A 12,234-nucleotide genomic window follows, 5' to 3' on the forward strand; every position below is an offset into this window, starting at 1 on the left:
CGGCGATGGCGGCTATCTTGTTCGCCATCGTCGCGGTCGCAGGCCCCGCCCGGGGTCAATCCATCCCCTTCGCCGATACCGAGGATGCCACGCTTTCCGAAATCGACGTGAAGGACGGGGTCAGGAATTGGCATCCGGTCGTGACGCTCGACATCCGCAACGGGGATTATGCTCGCGGTGCATTGGATGACGACGATGCCGCGCTCGATCGGGTGCCGGTGCATGTCGCCTTCGGCGGTGCGTTGGTGCTTCGGCGCGGACGGGATGGCAGCGGCGACCTGTTCGTCATCGGGCAAAGCTCGAACGGCTTTCACGCGCCGCGAGCCGACGAGCGCGCCGCGCCGCGCGCCTGGTATGAGAGCAACAACCTGCTCGGACTTGCCTGGCGTCCGGCGGACGGGCTGACGACCGCTGCGACCTATACGATCAAGACCAGCCCCAATGGGGTCGCCTCCACCACGCATGAAGCGAGCCTGAGCATCCTCTACACGGCGGATCGAGGCCTCGGACGGTTGAAGCCCCGTGCGGCGATCACCCGCCGGACGCAGGGGGAGGGCGGTCTCTATACGATTGCCGGGATCAGTCCGTCCTTCGCGCTTACGGGGCGCGAGGAAGGGCCGTCGCTCAGCGTGCCGGTACTGGTCGGCGTCGGCTGGAACGGCTTCTATGCGGAGGATAGCGGCACGCGCGTTTACGGAAGCGGGGGTCTGTCCATCGCCTATCCCATCAAGCTCGGCGACAGCGCCGCGACCTTGCAGGGCGATATCCTCGCCCTGGTCCGGGATGACAGGCTGCGCCGACTCGACGCGCCGGGCGGTACGACGGCGGCGGTGGTCCCGCACGCCACCATCTCGCTGATGCTGGCGTGGTAAGCCATTCCAAACGAAGCGGGAGCCGACTTCATTTCGGTGCGTTTACGATCCGAAACGAGGGAGCGACGAACGGATATGCGGACGGGATCGGTATTGGCGCTGGGACTGCTGCTGTCGGCATGTGGCGGTCAGGTCGCGACGGATCAGAATGCGACGTCTCCGACGAACGAGCAGGCCGGTCCCGCCCAGTGGAGCGACCGCACGCGCGGGCAGTTGCGTCAGGCGATCGACGGACGGGCGGCGCATGGCCTGGACCATATGCCGTTCGACATGTCGGCCGGCGATGAGGTCAAGACCACCGAACAGGCACTCCGCTTCGCCACGGCCCTGGCACGGGGCGCGACCGATCCGACCAAGCTTTACGACGTCTATACCGTGCCGCGACCGTCACCCGACCTGAAGGCCGGACTGGCGGCGGCGCTGCGCAGCGGCGACCTGAGCAAATGGCTGAACAGCCTCGCGCCGCAGGACGGCAACTACAAGCGACTGTCCGAAGCCTATCTGAAGCTGCGTCAGCAGCCCCAGGATGCCGACGTCAAGATCGCGGGCACCGGCGAGCCGATCAAGCCAGGGGCGACCGACCCGCGCCTGCCGGTGATCATGCACGAGCTGGTCGTCCTCGACTATCTCGCACCCGAAGCCGCGCAGGGGACCAGCTATGCCCCGACCGTCGTCGATGCGGTGCGCCGGATGCAGGCCGATTACGGCATGAAGCCCGACGGCATCATCGGCAGCGAGGCGCTGGCGATCCTCAACATGTCCAACGCCGACCGGGCGCGGGCCATTGCGGTGGCGATGGAACGGCTGCGCTGGCTGGAGCGGACGCCGCCAGCGACGCGGATCGACGTCAACATCGCCGCCGCGCGCCTGACCTATTGGCGGGACGGTAAGATCGTCGACAGCCGCAAGGTCGTGGTCGGCGAGCCGGATACCGAGACGCCGCAGCTGGGGTCGCCCATCTATCGCCTCGTCGCCAACCCGACCTGGACCGTGCCGCGCTCGATCCAGCAGAAGGAACTTGCCAAGAAAGGCTCCGGTTATCTGAAGGCCAACAACATGGTCTGGAAGGACGGCTGGATCGTCCAGCAGCCGGGGCCGAAAAATTCGCTTGGGCTGGTCAAGTTCGACATGCTGAACGACCATGCCATCTATCTGCACGATACGCCTGCCAAGGCGCTGTTCGGCATGGTCCAGCGCCAGCGGAGCCATGGTTGCGTCCGCGTGGACGACGCGCTGGGCTTTGCCGAGATGCTTGCCAGGGACGAGGGCGTGCTGGACGAGTGGCACAAGGCACGCGAGACGGGCGATGAGAGCTTCGTCAAGCTGCCGCGACAGATCCCCGTCCGGCTTCTCTACCAGACGGTGCTGTTCGACGATGGTGGCGAGCCGATCGTGCGCAACGATCCCTATGGCTGGGACGACCGGGTCGGTGCGGCACTGGGCTTCAAGGCGGGCAAGGCGCTCCGGGTGGTGACGGGCGCAGCGGATGTCGGGCCGTAACGGCCCGGCGGCCTAGCCTCTCAACTTGCTGAGGTGGGACAGGAAATTGGCGATTTCGCGGCGGCGCAACCGTTCCTCCGCGAACTCTCCATCCACCCCGAGCCGCCAGCGAAGCGCCCGGTCGTCGGGTGCTTCGTGAAGCGCGTCGAGATCGCTGCTCCACGCTTCGACATCGCCTTCGGTATCCGCCAATCCCGCCTCGACAAGGTCACCGGCCTGTGCGGCGATGGCCAGCGCGATCTCGCGCAGCGCCAGTTCGGGATGATATTGCACACCCCAGAAGACGCCACGGTCGAAACGGATCTCCGCCGCCTGCACCCGTGTGACGGCATTGCTGGCGAGCAACGTCGCGCCGGGCGGGAGTACCTCCACTTCATCACCATGGATCGCGGGTGCGTCCCAGCTGAGCGGTCGACCCGCGAGCAGCGGATGGTCGCGCCCCGCCTCGGTCGGGGTGATGCGTCGGGCAATGCCTGCCTCCATCCGCTCCGGCATTTTGCGCACCCGTCCGCCCGCTGCCGCGACCGCGATCTGCAAACCGGCGCAGGAGCCGAAGGATGGTACGCCCGCCGCGAATACGCGCGTCATGAAATCGAGCTGACGCCGGACCTCGGGGCTGTCGTCATAGACGTGCATCGGCGAGCCCGTGAGGAACACCGCGTCGAACGTGGCCAAACGGTCGGTCGAAAAGCCGGAGGCGGCGTCGTCGGCCGGGGAGACGATCGTCGTGGCAATGTCCGGCTGCATCTGTTTCAGCGTTGCGGCATAGGTCTCGCCCGAGCTTTTGCCGGCACGGCGGCGACGGGCTTCGCGTTCCTCGGGCAATTCGCTTTGCGCGATCAGATAATGCGGCATTGCATGCTTTCGATGATGAGCCGCGACAACGCATGCCCGCGTCGGATGGTCCGTCTCTAAGCTTCGAATAATCCCCGGAATATGGGCGAGATAGTGGGTCCGGTGGCTGACGGCGAAAAGATTTGTCGCCGTCTAGCTAATGCGACCGATTTGCAATCCCGCATTCTTTTGCCTAAGAGCCGCCCACCGCAAAGGGGGTGGCGAATATGAATATGGGTTGGCGGCTTCTGGCGATGACCTCGGTCGCATTTTATCCGGCGATCGGTCACGCGCAGGATATGGCGCAGGTGCAAGATGCGGGCGATGCGCCGACGCAGGATATCGTCGTCAGCGCGGCGCGCTCGATCCTGCCGCCCAACGCCTTGCCGCTGACCATCGACATCATCGACAAGCAGGCGCTGGATCAGCAGATCGCCATCTCCGGCTCGGTGGTCGATGCGGTGGCGACGCTGACCCCGTCCTTCTCACCGACGCGCCAGAAGCTGTCGGGCGCGGGCGAGACCCTGCGCGGACGCTCGCCGCTCTACGCGATCAACGGCATTCCGCAGACGACGCCGCTGCGCGACGGCAGCCGGGACGGCTATACGATCGACGGCTTCTTCATCGACCGGGTCGAGCTGATCTATGGATCGAACGCGTTGCAGGGCGTCGGCGGAACGGGCGGTATCGTCAATCAGGTGACGGTCGGCGCGCCGCGTCGCGAGGGTCTGAGCGGCCGCGCCTTGGTACAGGGCACCGCCGACACCGATTTTCACGGCGAAGGACTGGGCGGCAAGGTCGGCGGACTGCTCCAGTACAAGTCGGGCCGCTTCGATATCAGCGCGGGCGCGGTCTATGAAAAGCGCGGTGTTTTCTATGACGGTGAGGGGCGCAGGGTCGGCCTGAACCTGACCCAGGGCGAGACGCAGGATTCGCGCACGACCTCTCTGTTCGCGCGAGCGGGCTATGCCGTGACCGACACGATGCGGCTCGACCTGATCGCCAGCAGGTTCGAGCTGAAGGGCGACGGTGATTATGTCGCGGTGGCGGGCAACCGCCTGACCGGCCTGCCGACCAGCGCCCGGCGCGGCAATCCGCCGGGTCGCAGTGCCGCCAGCCGGACGGAGAGCGTCGCGCTGTCGCTGACCGATCCCGACCTGGCCCAGGGCAACCTCGTCACCCAGATCTTCTGGAACCGCACCCGCGACACCTTCGGGGCGGAGATCAACCCGATCGCGACCTTCCAGGATCCGCTGATCGCGCCGGTGGGCACACTGATCGACCAGTCGCAGAACCGCAGCCGCAAGATCGGCGGCAAGATCAGCTATGAGCGCACGATCCCCGGTTTCGAGGCGCTGACCGCGATCGTCGGTTTCGATGCTCTGTGGGACAGGACCGAGCAGCGGCTGATCCTGACGAACCGCGTCTGGGTGCCGCCCAGCGACTTCCGCAGCCTGGCGCCGTTCGGCCAGTTGAACCTCGCGCTGTTCGACAAGGCGGTGCGACTGGCGGGCGGCGTGCGGTGGGAGAATGTCCGCATCCGCATCGACGACTATACCACCCTTGCCACCTCCAACCGCGTCGCGGTGAAGGGCGGCACGCCGACCTTCCAGGACGCGCTGTTCAACGGTGGCGTCATCGTCGAGCCGATCCGCGGCATCCGCGCCTATGCCAGCTATGCCGAGGGTTTCACCGTGCCCGATATCGGCCGCATTACCCGCGCCGTGAACCGGCCGGGCGTTTCGATCGACACCTTCCTCGACATCGCGCCCATCGTCTCGAACAATCGCGAGATCGGCGTCGAGGTGAAACGCGGGCCGTTCGATGCCAGCACCGCCTATTTCTGGTCGTCGAGCGACAAGGGGCAACTCCTGATCGCCAATCCGGGTGGCATCTTCGATGTGCAGCGGCTGCGGACCGAGATCCAGGGGCTGGAGATCAATCTGGGCATGCACCTGCCGCTGCCGGGGACGCGCCTGTCGATCGGCTATGCGCATCTGTCGGGCCGTTATGACAGCAAAACGCCGCCCGACGGGATCGTCGATACCGATCTAGACGGCGCCAACATCTCGCCCGACCGGCTCAACTTGGCGGCCAGCTATGATCGCGGGCCTTGGTCGGCGCGGTTGCAGAGCCAGTTCTTCCTGTCGCGCACCTTCAAGGGGCGTCTGCGCGATCCGCGTAACGACTTTGGCGGCTATACCGTCGTTGACGGGACCATCGCCTATAATATGGGCAAGGGGACCATCTACCTCGCGGCGCAGAACCTGCTCGACCGCTTCTATATCGACTATTCCAGCGACACCCGGTTGCCGACCGACAATTTCAGCTATTTCGCCGGGCGCGGGCGTACCGTTACGCTGGGCTGGGACGTGAGGTTCTGACGATGAAGTGGCTCGATCTGCTCCACCGCTGGACGGGCGGCGTCATCGGTCTGGTGCTGGGTCTGCTGGGTCTGACCGGATGCCTGCTGGTCTGGAAGACCGCGCTGATCCTAGTGCCGGGCAAGGCGATGCCGCTGATCCGCGATCCGGCCTCCGTCGCGGCGGCGGTCCAGCGCCTGCTCCCGCAGCCCAAGGGCGGCGAGAGCGTGGTGTTCGCCGACAACGGCTTTGCCCTGCACCAGCTTCGCCTTGCCCATGGGGCAGGGGCCTATGCCGATCAGGGTGGGCGGGTCGTCGATCGCTGGAGCAGCCAGTGGGAGCGGCCCGAGCTGTGGCTGTTCGATTTCCACCACCATCTGTTCGCCAGCGATATCGGCGAGACGGTGATCGGCATCGCCGGGTTGTGCGGGCTGTTCTTCGTGGTGTCGGGCACGATCCTGTGGTGGCGAACCCGGCGGACGTTCAAATGGCGGCTGTTGCCCAAGCGGATGAGCCGTCCGGCGATCCTCATGCATCACCGCGATCTGGGGATCATCGTTGCGCCGCTGCTGCTGCTGTCGAGCATCACCGGCGCGGCGATGGTGTTTCGGCCAGTGGCGATGATCGTCGTCGCACCCTTCGGCTCCCCCGCCAAGGCGCTGGCGGCGCTGCGGCCGGGCAAGGTGCATGGCGGACCGCTGGCGGCCAGCCCGCCCTGGCAAGCGATGCTGACGACGGCGAGCCGGCGTTTCCCCGACGCGGTTCCCCGTATCCTGACCATGCCGCGCAAGCCGGGGGACCCGATCATGCTGCGGATGCGGCGGGCAGACGAATGGTTGCCCAATGGGCGAACCACCCTGGTCTTCGACGCCGCCACCGGCCGTCTGTTGTCGAGCAACGACGCGATGGCGATGCCGCGAGCTGCCCGCGTTTATAACATGCTTTATCCGCTCCATGCCGGGCGTGTCGGCGGATTGGCGTGGAAGCTGCTGATGACCGTCAGCGGCCTGGCCCTGACCCTGCTGGGGTCGTTGGCGGTCTGGACCTTCTGGTTCCGGCGGCCACGCCGCCCCGTCAGAGCATCCCGCCTATAGAGGATTACCGAGGCTTTTGCAGGGCAGAGGCGAGTGCGATACCGGCCGCCAGTTGCAACAGGCCATAGGCTCGGCGGCGCAGGGGACGGTCGGCGAAGGGGCGGACGAGCAGATCGACCGCCGGGACGTCCGATCGCCAGAGTTCGACATGCCGTTTCGGCTGCAACAGGCCGAGCAGCCCGTCGCCGATCATGAAGACGGCGGCCATTTCGCCGCTGCGGCGCAGGCCGATCTGAAGGTTGGTCCGGTCGCTCATCGCCGCTCTCCCAAAACACCCCAACGCGAAAGAGGGGTTATGGTCGCATGGCGGCGGGCCTGCCGCGCGACTCAGGCGGCGGCGCGTTCTTCTTCGATGATGGCCCGTGCCAGGACCGCGCACTGGCCGCATTTGGGCTGGCGACCCAGCGCCTGATACATCTGACACGGGGTCATGGAACCGGCGCGAGCCGCGTCGCGGACCTGGGATTCCCGGATGGCATTGCAGACGCAGACGACCAAGGCGCTCTCCATCGATTACGCCTCCCGTCTAGCGCTAATGAGAGTGGATCGCAAGCATATTGCGAGGCGTTTGCAGAAAATTATCGCGTTCTGCCAACCATTCCCCGGCTCGCCAGTCGCCATAGGCGCTCGAGCGGTCCCTGTCCGAAACGGGCGAGCCAGGGCTGCGACCAAAGCATCATCAACCCCCACATCAGGGGCGCCAGCATATAGAGTTCTGCCCGGTTCCAGCGGGCGAACTGCCCCAGGCCGTGACCGTAGAAGACCGCCGTCATGAGGAGGCTGGTTGCGATATAGTTGGTGAAGGCCATCCGCCCCGCCGCCGCGATCCGGACCGTCCACCAGCCGCCCGGCCGCATCAGCAGCAGGATCAGTGCGGCATAGCCGATCGTCCCGATCAAGCGGAAGGGCACGTTCAGGAGCAGCTCGACCAGAGTGACCGCGCGAACGTCGTATCCGCTGGCCATGATACCGAAAGCCATCGCGGCATAGGCGGGGATGGTCAGGCCAAGGCCCATTATCGCCCAGCGGCGATAGGCGGCGCGCGGCCAGTCGCCCGTCAGGAAGCCCGACTTGAACGCGGCCATGCCCAGCAGCATGGCGCTGAGCGTGTCGGGGCCGATCTGAACGAGGTCGATCAACGGATTGCCGTTATTCTCCAGCCGAAAGTCGGTCGCCATGGCCCAGGACCCGCGCATCGCTGCGATCTCAGGCGCGAGGCTGGCGGCGGGAGGCGTGCCGAACGCCAATTGATAGCTATCCCACAGGCTCGCCATTTGGGGCGTATTCCGCGCGGCGGCGACGAACAGCCCCAGACAGTCCAGCGCACCGAATGCCATGGACAGTCCGGCAAAGCCCAGGGCGGTCCAACACAAGGCCCGTGGCGTCAGGCCGACAAAGGCGAGGGCGACGATCCCGACCAGCGCATAATGGGCCAGGATATCGCCGGTCCAGATGAAGGTCAGGTGGACCAGACCCAGGACGAACAGCACCGCCATCCGCCGCAGATGGAAGGACGCTCCGTTCCACCCCGCCGCATCCGCCCGCTGGATGACCAGCAGCGTCGATGCCCCGAACAGCAGCGAGAACAGCCCCCGCATCCGACCGTTGACGAAGCTTTCGGTCAGGAACCACATGGCGATGTCGATCGGTCGCCGCCCGCCCCATGCCATCGGGTTGGAATAGGCCGGGTCGGGCAAGGCGAAACCGGGCAGATTGGCGAGCAGGATCGCCATCACCGCCACCCCGCGCAGCACGTCCAGCGACAACAGCCGCTCACCGGGGGCGGCCGACGTCAGGGTGGGGGCAGGGGCAGGACTGTCGGCCAAGGAATAGCTCCGTCGCACTTGCCGGGGCTTAGCCTGCGTTGGCGGGGATGCAACCACCGTGCTGGCGACGCATTGGAATCCCATGGGATTATCGCCTCGCCTGACCGGCCGCGCCACCGCGCGCGCGCATCACTCGCCCGCCGCGTCGGCATTCCTGCGCAAGATCGAGCCGCTGTTCGCAGGACGGGAGGTCACGGGCGGGCCGTTGCTGCTCGCGACGATCTTGGCGCTGGCGATGACCAACAGCCCCTGGGCGGGCGGCTTCGAGCGCTTCTGGGATACGCCCGTCACCATCGGGTTCGGAACGAGCGAGGTGTCGCACCGGCTGGCCGAGTGGATCGACCACGCGCTTCTCCCGCTGTTCTTCGTGATCGTCGGCGCGGATGTGAAGCGGGAAATGGCGATAGGGCCATTGGCGCACTGGCGCAGCGCGGCGTTTCCCCTGTCGGGGGCGTTGGGCGGGATGCTGGTGCCGGTGGGGCTCTATCTGGCGGTCGCCGGGGGCACGCCCGCGCAACCCGGCTGGGGGGCGGTCATCACCACCGACACGGCTTTCGGCCTCGCGCTGATCGCGGTGTTTGCGAACCGGCTGCCTGCGGGCTTGCGCGCGACGATGCTGGCCTTCGCGGCCGTCGACGATGTCGGCGGGCTGCTGGTCATCGCCTTCGCCTATAGCGGCGCGATCGATCCATGGGGGCTGGTTGTCGCGGCGGCTGGGCTGGCGGGCATCATGGGGCTACGCCGGATCGGCTGGGTGTCGTCGGTGCCCTATGTGCTGCTCGCGTTGGTCGTGTGGGGCGGCGTTCTGGAGTCCGGCATCCATGCAACGATCGCCGGGGTTCTGATCGGCCTGACCGTCCCCGTCGAGCCCCGGCTGCAACAGCATGCCTTTGCGCAGCGGGTCCAGCGACGCGTCGACGAATTCCGCGACGCGCATGATGCGGCCGAGGATGCCCATGACGACGAGGAAGAGCATCGGCATCGCGAGCGGGCCGAGGAACGGCTGGGCTATCTGCACGAAATGGCGTCCGCGACCCGTGAGGCGAGCAGCCGGTTGATCGAGGTGCTGACCCCCTGGGTCAATTACGTCGTGCTGCCGCTGTTCGCGCTGTCGAACGTGCGCATCCACATTTCGGGGGATCTGCTGTCGATGATCGGGGGGCCGCTGGTGATGGGCGTGGTGCTGGGCCTCGTGATCGGCAAGCCGCTGGGCTTCCTGACCTTCACATGGGCGGCGACTGCGCTGGGTCTGGCGCGGCGGCCCGACCAGGTGACATGGCCGATGGTGGCGGGCGTCGGCGCTTTGGCCGGGATCGGCTTTACGATCTCGCTATTCATCGCGGGGCTGGCATTCGGCGACGGCGAGATGCGCGAGGCGGCGTCGCTGGGCGTGCTGCTGGCCTCGGTGCTGGCGGCGGCGATCGGCTATGCGATCCTACGCCACTGTGCGGAGCCCCGGCACGCCGCCGAGGCTCCGTCAGAGGATTAGGGGCAGAGCGTTAGGCGAGGGCGGCGTCCGCGCCCATCAGCGCGGGGAAAAAGCCCTCATGCGCGCGACGCAGATCGTCCAGCGCCACGACGAAATCGCCGTCCTCGCGCTCGAAGATCAGGCGCGTGCCCGCCGTGCGGCCGATCCGCTCGACCTCGACGCCCGCCTGATGCGCGTTCGCCAGGAAGTCCATCAGCGCGGTATCCTCGACCGTGGCGAGGTACAGGCCCTGATCCTCGGCGAAGAGCTGACGGCAGGCCTCGCCCTGTTCCGGGAACTGGATCAGCGCGCCGATATTGCCCGCCAGCGCCATCTCGGCGACCGTCACCGCGATGCCGCCGTCCGAGACGTCGTGCACGGCGGTCAGATGGCCAGCGGTGATCGCCTCGCGGACCAGATCGCCGGTACGACGTTCCGCATCTAGGTCGATCGACGGGGGCGGGCCAGCCTCGCGGCCTTCGATCCCATGCACCTCGCACAGCCAGAGCGACTGGCCGATTTCGCCCTTGGGGGTGCCGATCAGCACGATGACGTCACCCGTGCCCTTGAAGGCCACCGTCGCCGACTTGGACCAGTCGGCCATCAGACCGACGCCGCCGATCGCCGGGGTCGGCAGGATCGCCGAGCCCCCGCCGGTCGCCTTGGACTCGTTGTAAAGCGAGACGTTGCCCGACACGATCGGATAGTCGAGCGCGCGGCACGCCTGGCTCATGCCCTCGAGGCAACCGACGATCTGGCCCATGATCTCGGGGCGCTGCGGGTTGGCGAAGTTGAGGCAGTTGGTGATGGCGAGCGGCTTGGCACCGACCGCCGTGATATTGCGCCACGTCTCGACCACGGCCTGCATGCCGCCGGTCACCGGATCGGCATAGCAATAGCGCGGCGTGCAGTCGGTGCTCATTGCGAGCCCCTTTTGCGTGCCATGGACGCGGACCACGGCGGCGTCGCCTCCGGGGCGCTGCACCGTATCGCCGCCGACCATATGGTCATACTGCTCCCAGATCCACCGGCGCGAGGCGATGTCGGGCGAGCCCATCAGCTTCAGCAGATCGGCGGCCGGGTCCTGGCAACCCGGCGAGGTGATCGCGGCGGGCACCTCGGTCGGCACATGCGGACGGTCGTAGAGCGGGGCGTCGTCGGCCAGGGGGGCGAGCGGGATGTCGCACACCACCTCGCCCTTGTGGCGCAGGACCATACGGCCGGTCTCGGTAACATGGCCGATGACCGCGAAATCCAGTTCCCACTTGCGGAAGATCGCCTCGGCGAAATCCTCGCGGCCGGGCTTCAGCACCATGAGCATGCGCTCCTGGCTCTCCGACAGCATCATCTCATAGGCCGTCATGCCCTCTTCGCGCTGGGGCACGTCATCCATGATCAGTTCGATGCCGACGCCGCCCTTGGACGCCATCTCGACCGACGACGAGGTCAGGCCCGCCGCGCCCATGTCCTGGATCGCGACGATCGCGTCCGACGCCATGAGTTCCAGGCACGCCTCGATCAGCAGCTTCTCGGTGAAGGGGTCGCCGACCTGCACGGTCGGACGCTTCGCCTCCGCATCCTCGCCGAAATCGGCCGACGCCATGGTCGCGCCATGGATGCCGTCGCGGCCGGTCTTAGAGCCCACATAGACGATCGGATTGCCGACGCCGCTGGCGGCCGAATAGAAGATCTTGTCCTGATCGGCGACGCCCACGGTCATCGCGTTGACCAGGATGTTGCCGTCATAGGCCGGGTGGAAATTCACCTCGCCCCCCACGGTGGGCACGCCGACGCAGTTGCCGTAACCGCCGATGCCATGGACGACGCCCGAGATCAGGTGGCGCATCTTGGGGTGATCGGGACGGCCGAAGCGCAGCGCGTTCAGGTTGGCGACCGGCCTCGCACCCATGGTGAACACGTCGCGCAGAATGCCGCCGACGCCGGTCGCCGCGCCCTGATAGGGCTCGATGTACGAGGGATGGTTGTGGCTCTCCATCTTGAAGATGGCGGCCTGGCCGTCGCCGATATCGATGACGCCCGCATTTTCGCCGGGACCACAAATGACCTGGGGCCCCTCGGTGGGCAGCTTCTTCAGGTGGATGCGGCTCGACTTGTAGCTGCAATGCTCGGACCACATGACCGAGAAGATGCCAAGCTCCACGAGGTTCGGCTCGCGGCCCAGCGCGGTCAGGACGCGCTGATATTCTTCTTCGGACAGGCCGTGGTCGGCGACGATCTGGGGCGTGATCTCGGTCATGGCCCGCGCCTTTAACGTGG

At 66.7% G+C, this 12,234-nt stretch carries 10 protein-coding genes; 5 read left to right on the forward strand and 5 right to left on the reverse strand.

The features are described 5' to 3' along the window. Positions 1 to 5 precede the first annotated feature (5 nt). Positions 6 to 872, forward strand: a complete 867-nt coding sequence (locus ACQR50_RS08035) for a hypothetical protein (protein WP_428970531.1) — start codon at positions 6 to 8, stop codon at positions 870 to 872. A 75-nt stretch (positions 873 to 947) separates the two neighbouring features. After that, positions 948 to 2,372 carry a L,D-transpeptidase family protein gene (locus tag ACQR50_RS08040; protein WP_428970532.1) on the forward strand — a complete coding sequence of 475 codons (1,425 nt, stop codon included), beginning with the start codon at positions 948 to 950 and terminating at the stop codon, positions 2,370 to 2,372. 12 nt (positions 2,373 to 2,384) lie between these two features. Here the strand turns inward: ACQR50_RS08040 and ACQR50_RS08045 are convergent, their stop codons facing one another. Further along, on the reverse strand, positions 2,385 to 3,227 hold the full coding sequence (locus ACQR50_RS08045; protein WP_428970533.1) for a type 1 glutamine amidotransferase: 843 nt from the start codon (positions 3,225 to 3,227) through the stop codon (positions 2,385 to 2,387). Positions 3,228 to 3,505: 278 nt separating this feature from the next. Between ACQR50_RS08045 and ACQR50_RS08050 the strand changes: the two genes are divergently transcribed. Both ACQR50_RS08050 and ACQR50_RS08055 read left to right on the forward strand, forming a co-directional pair. Further along, positions 3,506 to 5,590: a TonB-dependent receptor gene (locus ACQR50_RS08050; RefSeq protein WP_428970667.1), complete on the forward strand. Its 2,085-nt coding sequence runs from the start codon at positions 3,506 to 3,508 to the stop codon at positions 5,588 to 5,590. 2 nt (positions 5,591 to 5,592) lie between these two features. Beyond that, entirely contained in the window at positions 5,593 to 6,663 is a 1,071-nt protein-coding gene (locus ACQR50_RS08055; RefSeq protein ID WP_428970534.1) for a PepSY-associated TM helix domain-containing protein, read from the forward strand. 4 nt (positions 6,664 to 6,667) lie between these two features. Here ACQR50_RS08055 and ACQR50_RS08060 read toward each other — a convergent pair whose 3' ends face one another. From ACQR50_RS08060 to ACQR50_RS08070, 3 genes are all read right to left on the reverse strand, one after another. Next, positions 6,668 to 6,919, reverse strand: coding sequence for a hypothetical protein (locus tag ACQR50_RS08060; protein WP_428970535.1), 252 nt, complete (start codon positions 6,917 to 6,919; stop codon positions 6,668 to 6,670). Positions 6,920 to 6,990: 71 nt separating this feature from the next. Next, positions 6,991 to 7,161 carry a (2Fe-2S)-binding protein gene (locus ACQR50_RS08065; RefSeq protein WP_042489390.1) on the reverse strand — a complete coding sequence of 57 codons (171 nt, stop codon included), beginning with the start codon at positions 7,159 to 7,161 and terminating at the stop codon, positions 6,991 to 6,993. 80 nt (positions 7,162 to 7,241) lie between these two features. Further along, on the reverse strand, positions 7,242 to 8,489 hold the full coding sequence (locus ACQR50_RS08070) for a DUF418 domain-containing protein (protein WP_428970536.1): 1,248 nt from the start codon (positions 8,487 to 8,489) through the stop codon (positions 7,242 to 7,244). A gap of 82 nt (positions 8,490 to 8,571) precedes the next feature. Here ACQR50_RS08070 and nhaA point away from each other — a divergent pair, with 82 nt between their 5' ends. Beyond that, entirely contained in the window at positions 8,572 to 9,978 is a 1,407-nt protein-coding gene (nhaA, locus tag ACQR50_RS08075) for a Na+/H+ antiporter NhaA (RefSeq protein WP_428970537.1), read from the forward strand. 10 nt (positions 9,979 to 9,988) lie between these two features. Here the strand turns inward: nhaA and purL are convergent, their stop codons facing one another. Next, positions 9,989 to 12,214: a phosphoribosylformylglycinamidine synthase subunit PurL gene (gene purL / locus ACQR50_RS08080; protein ID WP_428970538.1), complete on the reverse strand. Its 2,226-nt coding sequence runs from the start codon at positions 12,212 to 12,214 to the stop codon at positions 9,989 to 9,991. Positions 12,215 to 12,234 lie beyond the last annotated feature (20 nt).

Source organism: Sphingomonas sp. Xoc002 (assembly GCF_050408055.1).
Classification (GTDB): domain Bacteria; phylum Pseudomonadota; class Alphaproteobacteria; order Sphingomonadales; family Sphingomonadaceae; genus Sphingomonas; species Sphingomonas yabuuchiae.